The 21,819-nt window shown below is 42.5% G+C and carries 24 protein-coding genes; 17 read left to right on the top strand and 7 right to left on the bottom strand.

The features are described from left to right. Together PLH43_RS08220 and PLH43_RS08215 are read right to left on the bottom strand one after the other, a co-directional pair. The coding region (locus PLH43_RS08220; RefSeq protein WP_324361945.1) for an ATP-binding cassette domain-containing protein at positions 1 to 359 on the bottom strand (359 nt) is incomplete at its 3' end. Between the two features lie 399 nt (positions 360 to 758). Continuing rightward, positions 759 to 1,205 carry an Rrf2 family transcriptional regulator gene (locus PLH43_RS08215; protein WP_324361943.1) on the bottom strand — a complete coding sequence of 149 codons (447 nt, stop codon included), beginning with the start codon at positions 1,203 to 1,205 and terminating at the stop codon, positions 759 to 761. 394 nt (positions 1,206 to 1,599) lie between these two features. Between PLH43_RS08215 and PLH43_RS08210 the strand changes: the two genes are divergently transcribed. The 17 genes from PLH43_RS08210 to PLH43_RS08130 all read left to right on the top strand — a co-directional run bounded on the left by PLH43_RS08210 (position 1,600) and on the right by PLH43_RS08130 (position 16,796). Next, complete coding sequence (locus PLH43_RS08210; RefSeq protein ID WP_324361941.1) at positions 1,600 to 2,763, top strand: PLP-dependent aspartate aminotransferase family protein; 1,164 nt, start codon at positions 1,600 to 1,602, stop codon at positions 2,761 to 2,763. Continuing rightward, entirely contained in the window at positions 2,760 to 3,668 is a 909-nt protein-coding gene (locus tag PLH43_RS08205; protein WP_324361939.1) for a cysteine synthase family protein, read from the top strand. Before PLH43_RS08210 ends, PLH43_RS08205 begins: the two co-directional genes overlap by 4 nt. Before the next feature lie 11 nt (positions 3,669 to 3,679). Further along, entirely contained in the window at positions 3,680 to 4,114 is a 435-nt protein-coding gene (locus PLH43_RS08200) for a DUF4418 family protein (protein ID WP_324361937.1), read from the top strand. Next, positions 4,086 to 5,297, top strand: a complete 1,212-nt coding sequence (locus tag PLH43_RS08195) for an FtsX-like permease family protein (RefSeq protein WP_324361935.1) — start codon at positions 4,086 to 4,088, stop codon at positions 5,295 to 5,297. The genes PLH43_RS08200 and PLH43_RS08195 overlap by 29 nt, the downstream gene beginning before the upstream one ends. Position 5,298: 1 nt before the next feature. After that, positions 5,299 to 5,970 carry an ABC transporter ATP-binding protein gene (locus PLH43_RS08190; RefSeq protein ID WP_324361933.1) on the top strand — a complete coding sequence of 224 codons (672 nt, stop codon included), beginning with the start codon at positions 5,299 to 5,301 and terminating at the stop codon, positions 5,968 to 5,970. A gap of 103 nt (positions 5,971 to 6,073) precedes the next feature. Continuing rightward, a complete protein-coding gene (locus tag PLH43_RS08185; RefSeq protein WP_324361931.1) occupies positions 6,074 to 6,418 on the top strand; it encodes a GNAT family N-acetyltransferase in 345 nt (114 codons plus the stop codon). After that, positions 6,363 to 7,838, top strand: coding sequence for a nitrogenase component 1 (locus PLH43_RS08180; RefSeq protein ID WP_324361929.1), 1,476 nt, complete (start codon positions 6,363 to 6,365; stop codon positions 7,836 to 7,838). Before PLH43_RS08185 ends, PLH43_RS08180 begins: the two co-directional genes overlap by 56 nt. Beyond that, positions 7,835 to 9,178 (top strand): nitrogenase component 1, encoded by a 1,344-nt coding sequence (locus tag PLH43_RS08175; protein WP_324361927.1) that lies wholly within the window; start codon positions 7,835 to 7,837, stop codon positions 9,176 to 9,178. The genes PLH43_RS08180 and PLH43_RS08175 overlap by 4 nt, the downstream gene beginning before the upstream one ends. 13 nt (positions 9,179 to 9,191) lie before the next feature. After that, the gene (locus PLH43_RS08170; RefSeq protein WP_324361925.1) at positions 9,192 to 9,527 is read left to right on the top strand and encodes a NifB/NifX family molybdenum-iron cluster-binding protein; all 336 of its coding nucleotides are present in this window, start codon (positions 9,192 to 9,194) and stop codon (positions 9,525 to 9,527) included. A gap of 11 nt (positions 9,528 to 9,538) precedes the next feature. Next, the gene (locus tag PLH43_RS08165; protein WP_324361923.1) at positions 9,539 to 10,414 is read left to right on the top strand and encodes a radical SAM protein; all 876 of its coding nucleotides are present in this window, start codon (positions 9,539 to 9,541) and stop codon (positions 10,412 to 10,414) included. Positions 10,415 to 10,712: 298 nt separating this feature from the next. Beyond that, the gene (locus tag PLH43_RS08160; protein WP_324361921.1) at positions 10,713 to 12,029 is read left to right on the top strand and encodes an aminotransferase class I/II-fold pyridoxal phosphate-dependent enzyme; all 1,317 of its coding nucleotides are present in this window, start codon (positions 10,713 to 10,715) and stop codon (positions 12,027 to 12,029) included. 24 nt (positions 12,030 to 12,053) lie between these two features. After that, positions 12,054 to 13,115: an ABC transporter substrate-binding protein gene (locus tag PLH43_RS08155; RefSeq protein ID WP_324361919.1), complete on the top strand. Its 1,062-nt coding sequence runs from the start codon at positions 12,054 to 12,056 to the stop codon at positions 13,113 to 13,115. 81 nt (positions 13,116 to 13,196) lie between these two features. After that, on the top strand, positions 13,197 to 14,264 hold the full coding sequence (locus PLH43_RS08150) for an ABC transporter permease (RefSeq protein ID WP_324361917.1): 1,068 nt from the start codon (positions 13,197 to 13,199) through the stop codon (positions 14,262 to 14,264). Next, positions 14,261 to 15,064: an ABC transporter ATP-binding protein gene (locus PLH43_RS08145; protein ID WP_324361915.1), complete on the top strand. Its 804-nt coding sequence runs from the start codon at positions 14,261 to 14,263 to the stop codon at positions 15,062 to 15,064. The genes PLH43_RS08150 and PLH43_RS08145 overlap by 4 nt, the downstream gene beginning before the upstream one ends. 20 nt (positions 15,065 to 15,084) lie before the next feature. After that, complete coding sequence (gene nifH, locus PLH43_RS08140) at positions 15,085 to 15,939, top strand: nitrogenase iron protein (protein ID WP_324361913.1); 855 nt, start codon at positions 15,085 to 15,087, stop codon at positions 15,937 to 15,939. Positions 15,940 to 16,210: 271 nt separating this feature from the next. Next, positions 16,211 to 16,501, top strand: a complete 291-nt coding sequence (locus PLH43_RS08135) for a type II toxin-antitoxin system prevent-host-death family antitoxin (protein WP_324361911.1) — start codon at positions 16,211 to 16,213, stop codon at positions 16,499 to 16,501. Beyond that, positions 16,479 to 16,796 (top strand): type II toxin-antitoxin system RelE/ParE family toxin, encoded by a 318-nt coding sequence (locus PLH43_RS08130; protein WP_324361909.1) that lies wholly within the window; start codon positions 16,479 to 16,481, stop codon positions 16,794 to 16,796. Before PLH43_RS08135 ends, PLH43_RS08130 begins: the two co-directional genes overlap by 23 nt. Before the next feature lie 198 nt (positions 16,797 to 16,994). Here the strand turns inward: PLH43_RS08130 and PLH43_RS08125 are convergent, their stop codons facing one another. From PLH43_RS08125 to PLH43_RS08105, 5 genes are read right to left on the bottom strand one after another with little or no spacing between them, the layout of a single operon-like run. After that, a complete protein-coding gene (locus tag PLH43_RS08125; RefSeq protein WP_324361907.1) occupies positions 16,995 to 17,486 on the bottom strand; it encodes a hypothetical protein in 492 nt (163 codons plus the stop codon). A gap of 18 nt (positions 17,487 to 17,504) precedes the next feature. Beyond that, positions 17,505 to 19,073, bottom strand: coding sequence for an AAA family ATPase (locus tag PLH43_RS08120; RefSeq protein WP_324361905.1), 1,569 nt, complete (start codon positions 19,071 to 19,073; stop codon positions 17,505 to 17,507). Between the two features lie 18 nt (positions 19,074 to 19,091). Further along, positions 19,092 to 19,607: a hypothetical protein gene (locus tag PLH43_RS08115; protein WP_324361903.1), complete on the bottom strand. Its 516-nt coding sequence runs from the start codon at positions 19,605 to 19,607 to the stop codon at positions 19,092 to 19,094. Beyond that, entirely contained in the window at positions 19,553 to 19,741 is a 189-nt protein-coding gene (locus PLH43_RS08110; RefSeq protein ID WP_324361901.1) for a hypothetical protein, read from the bottom strand. Before PLH43_RS08110 ends, PLH43_RS08115 begins: the two co-directional genes overlap by 55 nt. A gap of 38 nt (positions 19,742 to 19,779) precedes the next feature. Beyond that, positions 19,780 to 21,531 carry a hypothetical protein gene (locus tag PLH43_RS08105; protein WP_324361899.1) on the bottom strand — a complete coding sequence of 584 codons (1,752 nt, stop codon included), beginning with the start codon at positions 21,529 to 21,531 and terminating at the stop codon, positions 19,780 to 19,782. Positions 21,532 to 21,819 lie beyond the last annotated feature (288 nt).

The raw sequence follows: 21,819 nt of genomic DNA, 5'->3' as shown, positions 1-21,819 counted from the left end.
GGGTAGGAAATGTTATGATAAACGGTTTTGGATTCAAACAAATTAAAGGTTTGAAAAATCATGCCAATCTTTTTTCTCTCTTGCAGCAGTTGCTTTTTTGAAAGATTGAGTATTTCAACGCCTCCCACTTTGATACTTCCTGAATCCGGCGTTTCAAGCCGGTTGATGCATCGGGCAAGTGTGGATTTTCCTGCTCCGCTGAATCCTATAATCCCAAATATCTCACCCTCCCGCACCGTTAAGTCAATTCCTTTTAGTACTTGAAGCGGGCCGTTGTGTGTACGGAAGGTTTTATGTACGCCTGAAATCTGAATATAATTATCCATAACACCCATTTCGCACAGCGTCGGTTTTGACATTCTGTGCTTCTCCTTTCCGCTGAAATTATTAAAGCATTATCACAAGTTTAAATGATGTTTTTAATGAAATGCTAAATCTAAATTCTCTGTCTACCCCAAATAATGCAAAAAGCAGCCGGGATAACTCCAATCCCGACTGCAGAAAGCACAGAAGGGTAGATTTATCCACCGGTAGGAAATTTGGGCATACAGATAGCCCGCATACTCATACAACAGTTCATATTATTATTTATCATAAGGTTAATTGTGTTTTTCATATTGTGCATCCTTTCTTTCAAAATACCCCAGACCAAAAACATACTAATCATATATAAATTATATGAATTAAAGACAAAAAAGTCAATAATAAATTTGGCCAATTCACAAATTTTTGGTGAATTGGCCAAGAAATTGATCTTATTAAATGTAGAACATCATGGCGCTATAATCTTTATGCTTTTCTGCTTCTACGACCAAGTCTGCAATTGTAATCGTACTGAGAGTTTGTCTGACGTTTTTATCCAAAACTTCAAAAACCGATAACCGAAGGGCTTGTTCAATATCGGGGGCTTTATCCGAAACTGTTTCCTGTGCTTGCTCAAATAACGATACTTCGACGGACAACAATACATCCAGTACGGTTATTTGACTTGGTGGTCTTGTTAACAGATATCCGCCCTGGGTACCTTTGGTGGAACTAACGATTTTTGCTTTTTTTAACAAGGAGAATACCTGCTCCAAATAGATTTTAGATATTCCCAGTTTTTCAGAAATGCTAATTACCGTAATATGTTCTCCGTTGTTATATTGCTGTGCCATACTGATAACCGCTGCCAGGGCATATCGTCCTTTTGCTGATATTCTCATCCTTATCACTCATTTCATATATATATAGTATGTAATTATGATAAAAGGAGAAAGTTGTATTGTCAATAGGCCTTCCTTTTTATCCCTTTCCTTTTATAAGAACAGGTTCTATACTTGCTTCATAATTCTGCTCAATACTTTATCTATTAATACATTTCCATTAAAAAAAATAAAACATATATGAATAGTAAATTTTATATTGACAATTTGGAATAAAAAGTTTATGATAAAACATATAAAACATATATGAATAATAAATTTCTATAAATGGAGGTAACCGGTATGTCCATAATCTCTAAGAACCTAAAGAATCACATCGGAAAAAAACTTTGTTAGAAGGGAAGCATCCAGATTTAATACGCCCAGACTACTAATATTGAAAGGAATGATTGATTTGGCACGTTACAAATATATTGAATCGGCAGTTATCCATGGCGGCATTTATGGAGATTTCCATACCGGTGCGGTAAATACCCCCATTTATCAAACTTCTACCTTTGAACAGGACGGTTTGGGCAAGCCCCGCTCAAATTGGGAATATTCCCGAACGGGAAATCCCACGCGGGCGGCTTTGGAGGCCCTGATTGCAGAGTTGGAGGGAGGAGCCGGGGGATTTGCATTTTCTTCCGGTATGGCGGCAATCGATGCGGTTCTGCATCTCTTCAAATCCGGGGACAGTGTTATTATTTCCGACAATGTGTATGGAGGAACTTTCCGAATCCTGGATAAGATCTTCAAGCAGTACGGGCTTAGCTATAAAATTGTAGACACCACTGATTTAGCAGCACTTGAAAGTGCCTTTACTTCGGATGTCAAGGCTTTGTTGCTTGAATCCCCGGCTAATCCATTGCTCAAAGTTACCGATATCGCGGCGGCAGCAGAAATTGCGAGAACCAAAGGCGCGCTGACTGTAGTGGATAATACTTTCATGACGCCTTATCTGCAGCGTCCGTTAGAGCTTGGTGCGGATATCGTCGTGCATTCGGCAACCAAATATTTAGGCGGACATAGCGATGTTATTGCGGGATTTGTCGTTGTAAAAGATGATGAACTGGCAGAAAAGCTGCATTTCATACAAAATGCGGTGGGAGCCGTTGCCGGGCCTTTTGATTCTTTTTTGCTCATTCGCAGTATCAAGACGTTGGCAGTGCGCATGGAAGCCCATGTGGCCAATGCAGAAAAAATAGCAGAGGCTTTAAAGAGCAATCCGGCAGTTAAAAACATTTATTATCCCGGCTTAAAATCTGCTCAAGGATATGAAATTCAAAAGAGGCAGGCAAAAAACGGCGGAGCCATGATTTCCTTCGAATTACATAAAAATTATGACATCAACAAGTTTTTTGAAGGTTTAGAGATGATTGCTCTTGCGGAAAGCTTGGGCGGTGTTGAAAGTCTTGTTTGCCATCCTTCAAGCATGACCCATGCATCTATTCCAAAGGAAATACGTGAAAAGATAGGTATTACGGATACATTGGTCCGCTTGTCGGTGGGTATTGAAAATTATGATGATTTACAAAACGATTTATTTTCTGCTATAGAAGGAGCTCGAGTACTATGAAGTATGATGATATGCAACAACTTATAGGAAACACACCTCTTGTACGCCTTCGCCATTCCGGTTTTCCTGACGGCGTCCGCGTATATGCCAAGCTTGAACTATATAACCCCAGTGGCAGTGTAAAAGACCGAATCGGTAAATATATGATTGAGGACGCGGAAAAAAGAGGCGTTTTGGTTCCCGGCAGCACGATAGTGGAAGGAACTGCGGGAAATACCGGACTGGGCATTGCTTTTGCCGCCCTTAACCGGGGTTATCGGTTAATTATGGTGGTGCCGACTAAATTCTCGCAAGAAAAACAGGCTCTGCTCCGCGCCCTTGGTGCAGAAGTAATTAACACACCCCGTGAAGAAGGAATGTTGGGGGCGGAACTAAAAGTGGAGGAATTGCGGCAGTCCATTCCTAAAGCCGTTTCACTGGAGCAATTCCGCAACCCGGCAAATCCATTGGCCCATTACGAGACAACCGGCCCGGAAATTTGGACTGATTTGGGGGAAGATATAGATTATTTTGTCGCTGGTGCAGGAAGCGGTGGTACATATGCGGGAATTGTACGTTACTTAAAAGAACAAAAGCGGGATATTAAAGGTATTCTTGCCGACCCCATAGGTTCCACGATGGGAGGAGGAGAGCATGGTGATTATGACATAGAAGGCATTGGAAACGACTTTATACCAGACACGATGGATATGTCTCTTGTGGATGATGTTATAAAGGTCAGTGATGATGAGGCTTTTGCCGAGACCAGGCTTCTGGCGCGAAATGAGGGTATTATTGCCGGCTCGTCCTCCGGAGCAAATCTTGCAGCGGTACGCAAGCTTGCCATGCGCATTCAGGGCGGAACCATTGTTACAGTGTTGCCTGACAGGGGTGAACGATATCTATCCAAAAATCTATTTTTGTGAGGTGAACAAAGATGAAAAATAAAGTTTTTCTAGGTATTGTCTATCTTGTATTTGGTGTTTTACTGGCTGTTGGACCTTATTTAATTTTTCCGGTTTGTAAAGCTTCAATGATGGCTATGAGATGCCAGAACACGGCAAAAGCAGAACTTGTACTGGGTATTCTGACAATTGCTGTGGGTGTCTTGATGCTATTAATAAAGAATAGGAAATTTAGAATAGGGTTGAATATTGCCGCAATTCCCATTGGAATATTGGCCTTTCTATTTCCCAATAATATAACGGGTGTTTGTTCCAAAGTACACATGACCTGCCGGTCATTAACCCTTCCCGTGTTAAGCTTAATAGGCATAGCTCTTGTAGTTTTTGCCGGTATAAATACGGTTTACTTGTGGAAATTTGAAAGCAAAGGGGAAATTTATGATGGCATATGCATTGACTTCAAATAGGATCTCCTTTCTAAATCTCAGAAAAAAGTCCTTTCGAACCTTTGCATTAATATTGGTAGTTGCAATCCTGTCTTTTGCACTTTTTGGAGGAACTGTCCTGTCCTTTAGCCTGAAGAACGGGCTTCGCAGTGTAGAAGCAAGGCTTGGTGCGGATTTGATTGTGGTTCCCCTTGGGCATGGGGGAGAACAGGAATCTATTCTTTTAACCGGAGAGCCATCCTATTTTTATTTTAATAAAGAGATTGCCCAAAAGATTCAGGAAGTTGAGGGTATTTCCAAACTGTCAACACAATTTTACCTCATTTCACTAAGTACAGGATGCTGTTCTCTTCCTGTGCAGATTGTGGGATTTGATCCGGCTACGGATTTTTCAATTCAACCGTGGATTCAAGAAACTCTGGGGGGAAATCTTGAAAGCGGTGCTGTTATTATCGGAAGTGATATTATGATTGAGGATAACAAGCACATTAAATTTTTCGATAAAGAATATCCCGTGGCCGCAAAGCTTGACAAAACGGGGACCGGATTGGATCAATCCGTATTTGCTACTATGGAAACCCTTAAAGACCTATATTCCGGTGCAAAAGAAAAAGGCTTTTACTTTTTGGAGGATACGGATTCTGATACCTATATTTCATCCGTACTGATTAAAGTTCGTGAAGGGTACGATATAGACCGAGTTATAACCAATATCCGAAGAAAAACGGATGGTGTCCAAATTGTGAGGACACAAAATTTAATTACCGGCATTTCAAAGAGCCTTGGCAATATTATAACCTTCTTTCATGTTTTTGCATTGGTGCTTTTGGGGGTAACATTGGTAATATTGATGGTGGTTTTTTCAGCCTCAGCCAATGAACGAAAAAAGGAATTTGCTATTATGCGGATACTGGGTGCCACAACGAAAAAGCTTGCTGCCATTTTGATTTGGGAGTCGCTGTATATCAGCGTGTTGGGCGGTGTTATAGGAACTATGCTTGCAGCAATATTTGTATTCCCCTTTAATGTTTTCATTGGCGACAGCATAGGATTGCCTTACATACAGCCTTCTCTTCTTTGGATTATAGCTATTTTACTGGGGACATTACTCGTAGCTTTTTCCCTTGGCCCAATTGCTTCAGCCTATTTTGCCGTTAAAGTCAGCCGTTCCCAAACTTATCTCACATTAAGGGAGGGGGAGTAGAATGCTGCTTGAAGTAAGTAATCTCAGCAAGGAATATACCCGGGGCAACCGGCCGTTTTTCGCAGTCAAGGATGTTGGGCTGAAAATGAATTCAGGTGATTTTGCCATTATTATCGGCCGTTCCGGCAGCGGAAAGAGTACCCTCTTGAATCTAATCGGCGGACTGATTTCTCCAACCGACGGCCAGATTAGTATTGACGGCTGCAATATCATGTCCTTGAAGGACAGGGAATTATCTGCGTTTCGCAACTCCTATATAGGCTATATACCGCAAGGACATAGTATTTTATCGAATTTGTCGGTTCTTGATAACGTTCGTTTACCGCATTATTTGCAAAAACGTCAAGGAGATGTCGATAAGAGAGTGCTATCCCTTTTGGAGCAGTTTGGCATTGCGCATTTGGCCAATGCCTATCCACAGCACTTGTCCGGGGGTGAACTTCGGCGGGTCACCATAGCCAGGGCACTTATGAATAAACCGAAACTTCTTTTGGCCGATGAACCTACAAATGATTTGGATGTTCAGACTACTTATGAAGTTATGCACCTTTTTTCTGATATCGCCAATGAAGGTACGGCAGTTCTATTGGTTACCCATGATCTTAGTACCATTCATTATGGAAAACATGTTTATCAAATGGACAACGGAAAATTAAAATCCCTTAATACATAGTATTCATATAAGTTTAATAAAAAACACTTGACATTGCCTATAAGGAAGTGTAATATTTTTAAACATAGTAATCATATATGATTAATATGAAAAGAAGAGGTGGTTGTTTTATCCCGTATATTCCACCTTCTCCGGACGGCAAAACCTCTTTTTAGAAGACCTGTTTGTGAAAGAAGAATATCAAGGTAAGGGTATTGGTAAAGCACTTATGAAACAGCTTGCAAAAATAGCTTTACAAATGGGTGCGAAACGGCTTGACTGGTATGTACTTGAGGACAATAAAAGCAGCTCAAGGTTTTATAAGCATCTGGGGGCAGCTCCCCTTTTAGACCGGCGTACATATCGAATGAGTGAAAAAAGTTTGGAATCTTTAGCGAACGGAGTGATGACAAATGTCAAAAATAAATTTATCCCTTCCGGAAGTACAGATAAGGGAAATTCGTATTAATTCAATAACGGGTTATCAAGGAGATGCTGAGGAACTGGTAGAAGCCCGCGAATTAGGCTTAAAGGATAAAGAACGTTCCTTTAGCCAATGTCTGGGATGTGCTACCTCAAAAGCGGCTTGTATGACTGTGTTAATTCAGGATGGAGCAGTCATCAGCCACGGTCCGGTGGGTTGTGCTTCCTGTCTGCATGAATTTGCCTTTACATATCGAGTGAATTATCCTTTGCGCGGTATTGAACGCCCTACACCACGCCGCATCTTTTCCACCAATCTAAAGGAAAAGGATACGGTTTACGGAGGAAATATAAAGCTTGCCAATACCATTCGTGAGGTATATGAACGAACAAAGGCCAACGCAATTTTTGTATTGACCACATGTGCTGCCGGAATTATCGGCGACGATGTGGAGAGTGTTTGCAACGAAGCTGAAGAGGAGTTGGGAATACCGGTGGTAGCCATCTTTTGCGAAGGATTTCGTTCCAAAGTATGGACCACAGGCTTTGACGCAGCCTATCACGGTATTGCGCGCAAGCTAATTCAAAAACCTAGGGCGCGGCGGGATGACATGATTAATGTGATCAATTTCTGGGGCAGCGATGTGTTTGCCGAATGGTTTGCTCCCTTTGGTGCAAAACCAAATTACATAACTCCTTTTTCAACAGTAAACGGATTAAAATATGCCAGTGAGGCTGCTGCTACCGTTCAGGCTTGCTCCACGCTGGGAAGCTATCTTGGGGCAGTGCTGGAACAGGATTTTGGTGTTCCTGAAATTCCTGCCGCACCACCTTACGGCATTGCACAAACGGATAGATGGTTCCGGGCGTTGGGAAAGATTCTCGGCAAAGAAGAAATTGCTGAAAAAATCATTGCAGAAAAAAAGAAAGAGTATCTGCCCAAAATCGAAGCCCTGCGGGAAAAATTAGCCGGGAAAAAGGCTTATGTAACAGCAGGTGCGGCCCATGGCCATGCGTTGCTGGATGTGCTGGGAGAGCTTGGCATGAAAGCGGTCGGTGCAGCGATTTTCCATCATGACCCCATTTATGACAGCGGACGTGAGGAAAACGACCAACTGGCACAGCGTGTAGCCGATTATGGAAATGTTTTTAACTACAATGTTTGCAACAAGCAGGAATTTGAGCTGGTCAATGCCTTAAACCGTATCCGTCCCGATGTATTGCTGGCCCGGCATGGCGGCATGACACTGTGGGGAGCAAAACTGGGTATTCCGTCACTTTTAATTGGCGATGAGCATTACTCCATGGGTTATGAAGGGCTGGTCAATTATGGTGAGCGGCTTTTAGAAGTTATCGAAAACGATGAATTTGTCAAAAACCTCGAAAAGCATGCCATCAATCCATACACCAAATGGTGGTTTGAGCAGCCGCCGTATTATTTCCTAAAAGGAGGTGCCGGTAAATGAGTAGATCAGGATTGATTGAACAAGAACGTTTTACCTGTGCAATCGGTGCTCTGCAGACTGTGGTGGCCATTCCGCGGGCCGTGCCGATTCTTCATTCCGGTCCCGGCTGCGGCGAGATGATTGCCGGATTTTTTGAACGGTCAACGGGATACGCCGGAGGGTGCACATCTCCCTGCACAAACTTTACTGAGAAGGAAGTTGTGTTTGGTGGAATCAACCGGCTGAGGGATATTATAAAAAATACCTACAAAGTATTGGATACGGATTTACAGGTGGTTTTGACCGGTTGCACTGCCGGTATTGTCGGAGACGATGTGGATAGCGTGGTTTCTGAATTTGCCGAAGAGGGTAAGCCGATTGTATCCGTGGAAACTGCGGGATTTAAGGCCACCAATTTTGAAGCTCACAGTCTTGTGGTTAATGCCATTATCGATCAGTATGTGAGCGGGTTTGAAGAGGAGAATAAGCCAAAGTCGCAGAAAAACACGGTGAATCTTATAGCTTCCATCCCGTATCAGGATCCGTTTTGGAAGGGTAATCTGGCCGAATACAAACGTCTGCTTGCCGGTATTGGGCTAAAGGCCAACGTATTATTCGGACCCCAGTCGGGAGGGGTAAAAGAGTGGCAGTCCATACCGACAGCGCTTTTCAATATTTTGGTTTCCCCATGGTACGGAAAACCCATTGCGGATCATCTCAAATCCAAATACGGGCAGGAATATACATGGTTTCATCACATTCCCATTGGTGCCAATCAAACGGAGGCGTTCCTAAATCAAGTTGTGGAATTTGCAATCGAACAAGGAGCCGATATTGACAAGGAAGCAGCCCAGGAGTTTATCCGGCACGAGTCCAATGCCTACTATGAGGAGATTGATAACCTTGCCACCTTCCTTTTGGAGTTTCGCTACGGTCTTCCCAACCATGCTCATATTCTTCATGATGCGGGATATGTTGTTGCACTGTCTAAGTTCTTACTGCACGAGGTGGGAATTGTACCAAAGGAACAATTCATTACCGATGCCACACCGGAAAAATTTCATGAAGCCATTCGGGCCGATTTGAAAAGCACCAGCGATAAAAAGGAAATTCCGCTTTATTTTGAGCCCGATGCGGGAAAGGCACAGGAGATTTTACGGGGCATCCATCATAACGGTAGAGGTCTTATCATCGGCTCCGGATGGGATAAGGAACTGGCAAACGAAAAAGGCTATGATTTTCTTTCAGCTGCTATACCTTCTCCTTACCGGTTGGTCATGACAACTAATTACGCAGGATTTACAGGAGGGCTTCGGGTTATAGAGGACATCTATCAGATGGTTCTTTCAACCTACGCGTAGGGAGGGAGGCCGTATGAGTTACCGTATTGGGTTTGCCAGCTTTGACGGCACTGTCATTGATCAACACTTTGGTTCGGCCAGATACTGGCAGATATATGACGTGGATAAAGAGGCATATTTTGTTGAGACACGGAAAACGGCTGCCAAATGTCAGGGTCATTGCGAAGGCGGGTTTGACCATCTAATTTCAGTGTTGGACGATTGTGATGCAATATTTGTTTTGAAAATAGGTGAGGCTGCGGCAGCTGTTATGATAGCCAAAGGTAAAAGGGTCTTTGAGGCAACCGGTGAGGTGGAAGAGATTCTTGCCCAGTTGGTAGGCGGCAACTTGCTTAAGGAAGACAGTTAGGGGGGAATTTTATGGCATTTACATATGAAGATCTGAAAAAAAATCATCCCTGCTTTGCAGCGGGAGCTAAAAACAATAAGGGGCGTGTTCATTTGCCGGTATCTTACGGGTGCAATATTGCCTGCAATTTTTGCAAGCGTGACATCAATGATACGGATAACCGTCCCGGTGTTGCAAGCGGAATTATTACACCAGAGGAAGCTGTAGAGACAGTGAGAAGAGCGGTGGAACTTTGCCCCGATATTACTGTGGCAGGGGTGGCCGGACCGGGTGATACCTTGGCAACACCTTATGCACTGCAAACCTTTCGCCTTATCAAAGAGGAATTCCCCCATATTATAAAATGCATGAGCACGAACGGCCTTCTTTTACCGGAATACGCTGATGAGATTATTGATGTGGGTATTGACAGCCTTACCGTGACTGTTAATGCAGTTGATCCGAAAATACAGGCACAGATTTGTGAGGACATTGTCTATCATGGCAAGCGCTATAAAGGAATTGAAGCCGCGAAAATTCTCATTCAAAATCAACTAGCCGGAATTAAGAAAGTATCCCAATCGGGAATAACCGTAAAAGTAAATACGGTTCTAATTCCGGAGATCAATGCGGATCATGTGGTGGAAGTGGCAAAGACAGTTGCACAGCACGGAGCAAAAATCTATAACATAATTCCGCTGATTCCCCAGCACAAGCTAAGCTGGTGCACCACGCCGGGATGTGATCTCATCAGCAAAGTGAGGTCAGAAGCCCAAGCTTATATCAATGTATTCCGGCATTGCCAGCGTTGCAGGGCAGATGCTGCCGGAATTCCAGGCGGTAAGGATATATCCGAAAAGTTATATATTCGTCCTGTAAAATTGGAAAATACCTTTTCCCATGGCTAAAAGCCAGCATAGCCCAAAACATAAGAGTTTATGAATGCTATTGTTCTATATGTTGAACAAGTTGGAAGTTAACATAATTGAAAACCAAGATAGCTTTGTGGCTTGGAGCTTAAAATGGTCTGGTATAATTTAGAATAGATGAAAAATAAAAGCAATAGCTGCAACAAGTATAACTTGATGAAATAAAGCAGTAAATTTATCAATCCTTTAGGAGGTGGTTTGATATGTGTAGTGACTGTGACATGGCGGAAATGCCCCGATGTATACTTTTAAATTTATTTATAGGAGGAGATTTAACATGGCAAATGAATTAGAAAAAACTTCATATCGTTTTGATACGCAAAGACTGCGGGCGGGCTATGATCCAAAGGAGCATAACTATGCCGTATCGCCGCCCATATATCAGACCACTTCCTTTGATTTTCGCGATGTGGAGCATGCAAAAGCTTTATTTGGACTTCGCGAATTGGGAAACCTTTATACCCGCATTGGAAATCCTACGGTTGGTGTACTGGAACAACGAATTGCGGCCCTTGACGGAGCCAGCGGTGCGGTGGCACTATCCTCCGGTATGGCAGCAGTAAGTTACACTCTGCTCAATGTTGCAGAGGGTGGAGGACGTATTTTGACTTCTCCCTATCTCTATGGCGGCAGTGCAGATAGCTTTAAAAAAGTCTATCCTAAATTCGGCATAACCTTTGATCTTGCTAAAAATATAGAAAATCCTGAAAAGCTTTCGGAGGAAATTAAGCCCGATACTAAAGCAATCTATGTGGAAAGCATCAGCAATCCCAATGGCGTTCTTCTGGACATTGATGCGATTGCAAAAGTCGCCCATGAACATGGCATACCTTTGATTGTAGATAATACGGTAGCAACGCCGTACTTGTATAACCCTATTTCCCATGGGGCTGATATTGTGGTCTACTCTGCCACCAAAGGCTTGACAGGGCACGGAAACGTTATTGCTGGACTGGTACTGGAAAGCGGTAAATTCAACTGGCAGAGCGATAAATTCCCTCAGTTTTCGGAAAAGTATTATACCCTGCGGGATATTAACGATAACAACCGCAGTTTTCTCGAAGTATTTCCGGAAGCTCCGTTTACTGGCAGGATACGCTTTAACTATCTGAATTACTTTGGAGCTGCACTATCGCCCTTTGACGCTTACCTTGTTTTAATCGGATTGGAAACCCTGTCTGAGCGCATTGAAAAACAAGTACGTAATGCCGGTATCTTGGCAGAATACTTAAAAACTCACAAGTCGGTGGAATGGGTTCGTTATCCCGGTTTGAAGGATAGCCCGTATCATGAGCTGGCACAAAGGGATTTTCCAAAGGGAGCAGGGGGCATCCTGTCATTCGGTTTCAAAGGAACAACGGAGCAAAGGGAAGCTTTCTTGAACTCAGTGAAGCTTTTTCATTATCATGTCAATATTGGAGATGCCCGCAGCCTGATTGTAAATTCTCCGCAGACCACTCATAGTGAGTTGGAGCCGGAAGAGAAAAAAATTGCCGATATTCCCGAAAACTTAATTCGCATATCGGCAGGTCTTGAAGATCCAGCGGATTTAATAGCGGATTTGGAACAGGCGTTTGAAAAGGCTAATACATAATTTTGTAAAGGGGTGTGTTTTATCATGAAAGGTTTTATAAAATTGATCAGTGCAATTGCTCTGTTTTCCATTTTTATAAGCTTGCTTTCCGGATGTGGCGCGACGAATACAGGAGGGACCCAGAACAACGGGAAAACGGGGACATCTGCAGTAGAATATAAATACGGAAAAATCGATATCCCCGGTAAAGACGGCTCCCTTTGCGGTGCACCTATCTATATTGCATATGAAAAGGGCTTTTTTAAGGAGCAGGGCTTTGATGTCAACCTTATCTCCGCAGATACCGAAACGCGTAAAATCGGTTTGAATAACGGTACCATCCCGATTGTTAACGGAGATTTTCAGTTCTTTCCCTCTATTGAAAACAATGTGAAGGTAAAGGTGGTGGACGGTCTCCACTATGGATGCATAAAATTGATTGTTCCGAAAGATTCACCGATTCAAGGGGTTCAAGACCTTAAGGGAAAAAAGATCAGCGTTGATGAAATAGGCGGCACTCCCCACCAGGTGGCATCCGTGTGGCTGGAGAAAAACGGAATTTCTGCAAAGCAGGAGGACGGAGAAGTTACGTTCCTTCCTTTCTCCGACGGAAACCTGGCAGTGGAAGCCCTGAGAAAAGGGGAAGTCGACGTGGCGGCGCTGTGGGATCCCTTTGGGTCTGTTCAGGAAAAGACGGGAAATTTCCGCGTAATTCTTGATATTTCCAAGCATGAACCTTTTGCCGGAAAATACTGCTGTTTCCTTTATGCTTCGGAAAAGCTGCTTGAGGAAAAACCTGAACAGGTTGCAGCATTGCTCCGTGCATATAGGGCAGCTCAAAACTGGATTTCGGAAAACCCGGAAGAAGCAGTCGACATTATAATAAGCGGTAAATATGCACAGATTGAAGACAGAGAATTAGCCATTAAGCTAATAAAAAGCTATCAATATCCTTCTTATGCCGAACGCGAAAAGAATAAAACGCAAGTTCGCGACAATGTTTTCTATTTTGCCGAGCAATTGAACCAAATTGGATATTTAAAAACGGATCCTGACGCTTTCACAAAGGATGCTTATGTAGAGATTGACATTAACCTGGGTTCATAACATTCGTCAAAGGTTGTTTCCGCCCGGTGACCAAAAGAATCCGGGCGGAAATAATAAACAACCCACAGGAGGTATTCTGCTATGTATAATTTAATAAAACTACAAAACCTAACATCCTCGGAATTAAAAATAAAGCAACAATATGGAAAACTAAAAACGGTTTCGGCTAAAAATTGGGGTACTAATTTTGCACTGACATTAATAGGGTTTACTGTAGCAATAGCAGCCAATATTATGGTAAAGCAAGTGGCAAATGTGGAAATCAAAACTTATTTTGTTGCAGGGATTCCCTTTACATTTAATTTGCTTTACCGATTGGTCTTAGTAGCAATTGTTTTGTTTTATGCCGGTATAGGAATACTTTCATATTTTGATCCTGTGCGAAGAGATAAATTCTCCAGGCAGGCTCCCTTTCGTTTCGCTTTGGGTCTGGCCATTACAGTTTGGGATATATTAGGGACAAAGCTTCTTTTATTACCGCAGCCGTTTTTTCCGGGACCGGCAAAAATTCTTGAATCCTTTTTGATTGAAGGGGATTTCATTTTACAAAATACCCTTTACTCCATTAAACTTTTTTTGGTTGGATTTACTCTTGGTGTGGTGTTTGGGGTGGGCACGGGAATCTTAATCGGTTGGTTTCCAAAGGTATATTATTGGGTATATCCAATATTAAAGATTACCGGTGTCATTCCTGCCGTAGCGTGGATGCCCTTCGCACTGACTCTTTTCCCGTCTCCGTTTTTAGCAGCTGTTTTTCTTATTGTAATATGTGCATGGTTTTCCATTGCGGCTCTCACAGCACAGGGCATACAATCCACCCCAAAGTATCAGTTTGAAGTGGCTCGGACACTGGGTGCAAAAACGCCATTTTTAGTATTCCATGTTGCAGTGCCTCAGGCCATGCCCCACATTTTTACCGGTATTTCCAATGCCAATGGTTTTGCTTTTACAACTTTGGTGATGGCTGAGATGATGGGGCAGCCGGGAGGATTAGGGTATTACATAAACTTAAGTAAGGCGTGGTCTGCCTACTATAAGGTATTTGCCTCCATTCTCGTTATGGCCGTACTGTTTAGTCTAATTATGAAAATACTGGGGTTGATTCGGGCAAATGTGCTCCGGTGGCAGAAAGGATGGGTTAAAGAATGAGCAAAAACTTATCGGTAATCAGTGATGTTATTTTACATATAGAAAATGTAAACTACACTTATTATGACGACGCCGGAAGCCATGTTGAGGTGCTTCGGGATATCAATTTATCCGTCCGCCGGGGAGAATTCCTTTCCATCATAGGTTCCTCTGGTTGCGGAAAGACAACTCTTTTACGGCTTATAGCAGGTCTTGACAAGCCGGAAACAGGAACCCTGATTCTTAACGGAGAGCAAATCTTCGGACCGGACCCGCAGCGGGGCTATGTTTTTCAAAATGGGGGTCTTTTCCAATGGCTGACTGTTGAGAAAAATATAGCAACCGGACTTAAGGCACGCCATGTTTATAAGGAGAATAAAGACCGTGTGGCACATTATATAGATCTGATCGGACTTAAGGGCTTTGAAAAATCTTACCCTCATCAGTTAAGCGGAGGTATGGCTCAGAGAGTTGCTATTGCTAGGGCTCTAATCAATAATCCAAAGGTATTGCTTCTTGATGAACCCATGAGTGCCTTAGATTCCTTTACCCGTTCCGATATTCAGGATAAATTGCTTGAGTTGCATAAAGAAAATAAAACGACAATGATTCTGGTAACCCACGATGTGGACGAAGCAATCTATCTTTCCGACCGAATTGTGGTTATGACTCCGCGGCCCGGAAAAATCAATGAGATCATGGAGATTAATCTTCCGCATCCTCGCCATCGTGGAGGGACCGAGTTTCTCTCACTTCGCCGGAGTATTTTAGAAAAATTGCATTTGGCGAGTGCATTGCCGCAGCCGGAATATACTATATAGATTATGGAGGATAGAGAGATATGAGTAAAGAAATAAGACAAATCGCTATTTATGGAAAGGGTGGCATTGGAAAGTCTACTACTACGCAAAATCTTACCGCAGGACTTGCGGAAAGCGGTAAAAAAATTATGGTGGTGGGATGTGATCCCAAGGCCGATTCTACAAGGCTTTTATTGGGAACCCTTGCACAGCGTACAGTTCTGGATACACTGCGTGAGACTGGGGAAGATGTGAAACTGGAAAATATTATGCGTACAGGATTTTGCGGAATAAAATGTGTGGAGTCCGGAGGACCTGAGCCCGGCGTTGGATGTGCGGGACGCGGGATTATTACTTCCATCGGTTTACTGGAACAGCTGGGTGCCTATGATGATGATTTGGACTATGTATTTTATGACGTACTTGGAGATGTTGTTTGCGGCGGATTTGCTATGCCGATTCGTGAAGGAAAGGCTAAAGAAATTTATATTGTGGCAAGTGGTGAGATGATGGCGTTGTATGCTGCCAACAATATCGCAAAAGGAATTGCAAAGTTTGCTCAAAAGGGTGGAGTGAGACTGGGAGGTATTATATGCAACAGCCGTAATGTTGATAGAGAAATCGATCTTTTAAGGGCTTTTTGCGCAGAATTGGGAACTCAACTGATTTATTTTGTTCCGAGGGACAATGTGGTACAGCGGGCTGAAATCAACAGAAAAACTGTTATCGAATATCAGCCGAATTCTAAGCAGGCCGACGAATATAGGCTGTTGGCAAAAGCGATAGATGAAAATACTCATTTTACAATACCCAAACCCATGTCCCAGGAACGTTTGGAGGAAATTTTGCTGGAGTACGGGTTAATGGAATCCCTGAAGGATGATTATCGAATTTGATTGGAGCGGTCGGCAGTTTCTGTTGACCGCTTTATTTAGCGAAATCTTATGAAGTGGAATTATTACTTTTATCAATAAGATTTGATTTTTGGACAGATAGATAACAATTTAGAAATCCATAGTGTCAGACATATTTGCACTGTGTCTTAAGAAGAGTGTTTGGATTTGTCTATATTACGTAGCATTATGTAAAATAGAATAATTACTAATTGATATTATAGCATCAAAAGAGTATAATATAATTAGAATTTTACTATAAGGAGTTGATACTATGCAGATTAAGCCATCCGCAAGTATCCGGCAAAACTATAATGAAATTGCAGCTTTGTGCAAGTCCACTGGAGAGCCTGTTTTTCTCACTAAGAACGGCGAGGGGGATCTCGTAGTGATGGATATAGAGGCTTTTACCCGTCGGGAAAAAATGCTGAAATTAAGGGAAGAACTGCTGGCCGTTGAGGAAGACCGCTTGGCTGGCCGTGCCGGAGTTACACCTGATGAATTGGACAACTATCTCGAAAGCATTATTGACGAGGTGGAATATGGAAAAGAAGATTCAGTATAGGGTTATTGTTTCCGAACGTGCCCGTCAAATGTTAGCGGGTCACGTACTTTTTTTGGCACGAAAAAGTCCTGCTGCTGCACGTAAAGTAAAAAACGATATTATGAGTGCTATTCGCTCTCTTTCTATAATGCCTGAACGATTCCCATTTCTTACTGCAGAGTTTATACCCCAAAATAAATATCATAAGATGTTTGTTGAAAAATATTATCTGATTCTGTATCAAATCAAAGACGAGACAGTGTTTGTTGATTATATTGTGGATTGTAGACAGGATTATGGTTGGCTGGTACATTAAATGGATTATTTTTAATTTCGTTGTTATGCCTATTGCTAAATTTTATCTCAAATACTATATAAAACTTGCCGTTCCTACATAAAAATACTCTTTTCTGATTTGTATTGCCGATAATCACCAGAAAAGAGTATATCCGTACTTTAGCACGCACCAAATTTTCTAAAGTCCCGTTTTCTAACAGATGCCCAATTCATAGAACTATTTGATGACGGAGACACTTCCATTAGGGCTAACCGCCCGCAAGCAGTCCACATATACCTCAATAAATTCATAACCGCCGTGTATTGCGATGGAACGAGCTCTTTCCAAACCGCCATTTAACTTTTGGCCACGACGGAAGTGTTCGATTATATTTCCCTTGATATCCAGAGTATGAACTTCGTAGTTTTCTCCGAGGTAACACTTTGATACAATACCCAGCAGGAAATCCGGAAGCTCAACCTCAGGAAACTCATTGCATATTGCAGCGATGATTTCTTTTGCTGATTGGGAATTACATATATGGCCGCCTGCATCAAGGCGCCTGACAGCATTCATATAAGTTTCGGAGCGTTGCTTGCGAAGCAATCTGTCCAATTTCATCTTATCTTCTTTAGTAGATACTTTTGTGGAAGCATTGTTTTGAGTCAAGCTTAACATTGAATCGCTTTGAGTTTGGACTTGTGATGGTTTAATCAAAGGCTTTGGCATTTATTATTCCTCCTCACTTTAAACAAGAACCTTACGAACCTTAAGCTCCGCTTTTTTGAAGGTTGCGCTTCCAATGGGCCTTCCGGAAGCGGGAACAGCCCGTTCTTTTCCCCAGTTGCGTATAGCCTCAATCCTTTCCGGGGCAGTTTGAGACAACGGAATAACATTACTAAAGGCTGAGATAATATTCTCATCATTTAATTGAAAATTCTCGTTCGCTAAAACACGGTATGCGATATCGCGCATACATGACTCTATATCTGCACCGGTGAAACCGTCACTTATATCAATAATCTTGTCAAATAGATCGGCAGACAGTTCTGTTTTCAGGTATTTCTTTGCATATAGTGTAAGTATCTCTTTGCGTTCATCTGCCGTAGGTAAATCAACAAAGAAAATTTCATCAAAACGGCCGCGGCGCAATAATTCACTTGGCAACATGGACACATCGTTCGCTGTAGCAACAACAAACACCTGCTTTTTGCATTCCTGCATCCAGAACAAAAATTGTCCGACCATACGTGTAGAAACGCCGCCGTCATTGTTGCTGCCGACACCCGAAAGACCTTTTTCAATTTCGTCAATCCACAAAATACAGGGAGCTACATTTTCAGCAGTGGTAAGTGCATCTTTCAACTGTTGTTCGGATTGGCCGACATAGCTTCCCTGCACAGTGGCAAAATCAAGCCTGTACAGAGGGAATTTCCATTTCGCGGCAATTGATTTGGCAGATAGCGATTTTCCGCATCCGGGAACGCCAACAAGCAAAATGCCTCTCGGTGGAAGTAATCCCCTGGAGCGCATCTCATCACGCTTTTCAGGTGTAAATAACAGCCTTTTTTCATCAAGCCACTTACGCAACCCGTCAAGGCCACCTACATCGGCTACATTTGGATCCACTTTAATTTTCTCCAATCCGGAGATATTGTGAAAAAGTCTGTCTTTTGAAGAACGAACTTCAGCCAGATCTTCCTTTGTTATTTTTTTATTTGCAATAAGTGATGCAATGACATTTTGTGCTTCTATGCGGGTAACGCCTGCCAATGCGGCAGCTGCTTCACGAATGTCGTTATTATCCCATTCGATGGTGATTTCATTTCTGTAATCATCGATGTACTCTTTTATTATTTCATACATCTCATCTTCGTCTGGCGGATCCAATTTTATTACCATGCCCAGGCGCTGCAGCTGATTCCAGATGGGATTATTCGTAAGGACAATAACTACACCGCCGGATTCTTCGGCAAGGGTAACCAGATCAAGCATTTGACGGGAATCACTGTTGTCCGTACTAAGGTCTGGAGTTTCGGTCAGGACAAAAGTAAGATACTGTCGCCGCTTCATCTGCTCGCTCATAAAATCTATTGCACCATAAACGGTTTTTTCTTCATTGACAACCTTATCGGTACTAAGTTCATACGTACCTTTTGAAAGGGTATGCACGTAAAACGTAAGGGACAAAGAATTGGAAACTTCCTTCAAAAGCTCGAGGGTTCGACCGCGTTCGATTGTGTTTATTGCAATAAACGGAATACGTGCTGTCGAATACCGCTTTATAAGTTCTCTGCACTGGGAAAGTGTACTCATGTTTTTTCTCCTCCATGGTTAAAAATTGTTTACTTTGTGGTTTCTGACAATGCTCGCCAGCTTTCCTGTTCTGTCCTTTTTAGCCGAATCCTCGAGTGAGGATTGCGCTTTATCGGCTTGCTCACGAACGAGACTGCAATAGCGGGACATGTCTTTTTCAGGGATAACAGGCAAGTTTATAGCCTGATACAGGAAACCGAACTCTTTACGAAGAGAAAGAAGCGCCTGAATAATCGCTTCCTCATGGCCGTTTGATCTTTGCATATCTTTTTGGAACTTATCAACAGCGGAATTCATACGGGCATTAATGGTGTCGATGAGTTTTTGGGAAAAACGCTCAGCAACACCCGATTGCCATACTAATGTACCTTTATGCATAGCCTCAATAACACTGGGATCATCTTCTTTTTTTCTGAGCTTATCAAGCACTTCCGCCCATTCAGCATATGTAGCAGGCGGCTTCAATGTTTTGGGATTCATTATAATATACGCACCTTCTTTCGAATTGCGATTGCCGGGGGTTCTATGCTCCATGAAGGCAATCCGCATGCTAAGGGTGATTTTGATTCGTTATCCTGAATACTTCCATACTCTTTATTTGAATCGGAGTTTAAATTCTTGGCAGATACTTCCTCAGAATCGTAGTTTAATAGTATCTTTTTATCCATTGGAATATCCTCCTGTCTTAATAGTAATAAACACTTTATCAGCCGGTAGTGTGAATACGGCGGGGAGAATCCGAAAGTCTTTTGATATACTGTTCGGGTTTGATTTGCTCCAAAAAGTCGGTAACTTTCTTGCTTTCGCCATCCTTTTCGGCGAATTCGGAACGGAAATCAACCACTTCTGCAAGGGTAGCACGAATAATCTGCGCACCTTTTTCAAGTTTTTCAGCAAACTGGGTTTCAATCTTCTTGCGGTGGGCATTAATGGCTTTTTTCTTGGTAAAGTGGTTGATAATCATGCCGGCTCCACCGACGATGGCAATTAGACCGAGAAAAATCTGACCGGTAAGAGCAGCAGTCAACCCAATAATGCCAATGGCTGCTCCACCAAAAAGGCAAAACTTCTGAAACGCATTAAGAACATTTTGGGACAAAATTTCCTCCTTTTCTTTATTGACAAGAGTCTCCCACTTTTCTAACAGTTCGGGTTCATTCTTTCCGTCTATAGTGGTTTCGTTGAAGTTATCGACGTTAATTTCGATCTCATGGGGAATTTCCATACGGTTTTTTGCAGTAACATCGTTATAGGCTGCAGCAATCCAATCGCGGGATAGTGCTATTGCAAATTTCTGCGTAGATACGCTGGCATGGACTAATTCCGGCTTCATCGCTGCGTCTGTTAACAGCTGTGTAAAATCTTTATGTGTTTCGAAGGCTGTCTTTTCCATCTGCATTGTTTGTTTTGCACGTGCCAGATTGCCGTTGTAATCGACAATAAGCTGGTTAAGCCTTTCTTCCTCACGCAGCGGGAGCTCTTCATCATCAAATTCTGTTACAAGAGAATAAAGTATCTCATCAAGCTGCTCTTTAAGAGCAGAACCCGAAGGCTGCTTGTTGAAGATCTTTTCAAAGTAATTGAGCAAATTGGCGTGAAGGTAAGCTCCTTCCATGATATACTGAAGTTTTGGCCATGTTTTGCTGTATTTGCGAAGATATTCGTATCCGCCGGAATATGTAGTACGTTTAAGATTAATTGCATCTGACCACTGTTTTATTTGCTGCTCAACGAAACCCGGCTTATCCTCAAGCCGCATCATCCACTCGTTCAGCTGTTTTGCAACAAGACCCTCAGAATCTACTCCTAAAAGACCTGATGCAAAAGCGTCAAGTATGATAATTGCTTTTCTGTCCAAGTTTTCTTCATTTTGGTTGGCAAGATACCTTTGAATCCACTTAAGACATGATGATTTCCTGTCTGCGCGGCGGCAGATAAGTGCGAAAAGAAGAGAGGTTTTTTCATCGTTGCGGTGTAATGCTTCTCTAACTGCCCTGTCGGCAAGCTCCTTATCATCGTTTATCCAGGCCGCAAGTGCGACAAGTGCGGGTGCGAGCCAATAACCCGGCGCAGAAAGCATCAATTCTTCTGTGGCTGAAGTAATGGTTTCTTTGCGGATAATATCAAGATCGTTTGCCTGCAGTATGCCGACAATGGTACGCCGAACTTCGCTGTAGTGGCCAAACTTGTTTTCGAGCTCCTGCCTTATTTTTATAAGGCGGGTTTCGGCAACGGAAAGGTTGTGTTGATGGTCAGCCTTTTGAACATAAGCATGGAACTCATGGGCCAATTTTTCCAGCTCGCTGTAAACGACCTTGACGTTATTGTCGACAACGTTTACTCTGTTTTGCACTTGATCAACCATTGCCGCCATTTGCCGTACATTGTCATTAACAATGTTCAGATTTCTGTTAACGGAATTTAATGCACTTTGCAAACCATATATTGAATCTGCCATTTTAATCACCCCTTATTTTTTTATCCTTTGGTACCGGTTGTTTACGTCAGTCAGCAATATGACCAAACAGCCCATCAGAACTTTTTACGAAGATACTTTCATTGGATTTAATTCGACACCAATTTTTTTACTCTGGTTTTAGCAGTACAAGAATCATCATCAGATACCATTTTTTAAATTATTATACCACTGTCTACAACAAATTGGCAATTGAATCCATAAAGATTTGATAATAAAAAATTCCAAGACCTGTTTCCCATTTTGACACACGTTAAGACAATAGTATTT

This window comes from Acetivibrio sp. (genome assembly GCF_035371925.1).
Lineage (GTDB): Bacteria > Bacillota > Clostridia > Acetivibrionales > Acetivibrionaceae > Hungateiclostridium.
Note: the sequence above shows the minus strand (reverse complement) of the source record. Positions and strands in the feature narration are given on the sequence as shown.

Coding starts and splice junctions, on each gene's coding strand:
- PLH43_RS08215 (WP_324361943.1), bottom strand. CDS start 1,205: ATGAGAATATCAGCAAAAGGACGATATGCCCTGGCAGCGGTTATCAGT.
- PLH43_RS08205 (WP_324361939.1), top strand. CDS start 2,760: ATGAAGTATGATGATATGCAACAACTTATAGGAAACACACCTCTTGTA.
- PLH43_RS08200 (WP_324361937.1), top strand. CDS start 3,680: ATGAAAAATAAAGTTTTTCTAGGTATTGTCTATCTTGTATTTGGTGTT.
- PLH43_RS08195 (WP_324361935.1), top strand. CDS start 4,086: ATGATGGCATATGCATTGACTTCAAATAGGATCTCCTTTCTAAATCTC.
- PLH43_RS08190 (WP_324361933.1), top strand. CDS start 5,299: ATGCTGCTTGAAGTAAGTAATCTCAGCAAGGAATATACCCGGGGCAAC.
- PLH43_RS08180 (WP_324361929.1), top strand. CDS start 6,363: ATGTCAAAAATAAATTTATCCCTTCCGGAAGTACAGATAAGGGAAATT.
- PLH43_RS08175 (WP_324361927.1), top strand. CDS start 7,835: ATGAGTAGATCAGGATTGATTGAACAAGAACGTTTTACCTGTGCAATC.
- PLH43_RS08170 (WP_324361925.1), top strand. CDS start 9,192: ATGAGTTACCGTATTGGGTTTGCCAGCTTTGACGGCACTGTCATTGAT.
- PLH43_RS08165 (WP_324361923.1), top strand. CDS start 9,539: ATGGCATTTACATATGAAGATCTGAAAAAAAATCATCCCTGCTTTGCA.
- PLH43_RS08160 (WP_324361921.1), top strand. CDS start 10,713: ATGGCAAATGAATTAGAAAAAACTTCATATCGTTTTGATACGCAAAGA.
- PLH43_RS08155 (WP_324361919.1), top strand. CDS start 12,054: ATGAAAGGTTTTATAAAATTGATCAGTGCAATTGCTCTGTTTTCCATT.
- PLH43_RS08150 (WP_324361917.1), top strand. CDS start 13,197: ATGTATAATTTAATAAAACTACAAAACCTAACATCCTCGGAATTAAAA.
- PLH43_RS08145 (WP_324361915.1), top strand. CDS start 14,261: ATGAGCAAAAACTTATCGGTAATCAGTGATGTTATTTTACATATAGAA.
- nifH (WP_324361913.1), top strand. CDS start 15,085: ATGAGTAAAGAAATAAGACAAATCGCTATTTATGGAAAGGGTGGCATT.
- PLH43_RS08135 (WP_324361911.1), top strand. CDS start 16,211: ATGCAGATTAAGCCATCCGCAAGTATCCGGCAAAACTATAATGAAATT.
- PLH43_RS08130 (WP_324361909.1), top strand. CDS start 16,479: ATGGAAAAGAAGATTCAGTATAGGGTTATTGTTTCCGAACGTGCCCGT.
- PLH43_RS08125 (WP_324361907.1), bottom strand. CDS start 17,486: ATGCCAAAGCCTTTGATTAAACCATCACAAGTCCAAACTCAAAGCGAT.
- PLH43_RS08120 (WP_324361905.1), bottom strand. CDS start 19,073: ATGAGTACACTTTCCCAGTGCAGAGAACTTATAAAGCGGTATTCGACA.
- PLH43_RS08115 (WP_324361903.1), bottom strand. CDS start 19,607: ATGGAGCATAGAACCCCCGGCAATCGCAATTCGAAAGAAGGTGCGTAT.
- PLH43_RS08110 (WP_324361901.1), bottom strand. CDS start 19,741: ATGGATAAAAAGATACTATTAAACTACGATTCTGAGGAAGTATCTGCC.
- PLH43_RS08105 (WP_324361899.1), bottom strand. CDS start 21,531: ATGGCAGATTCAATATATGGTTTGCAAAGTGCATTAAATTCCGTTAAC.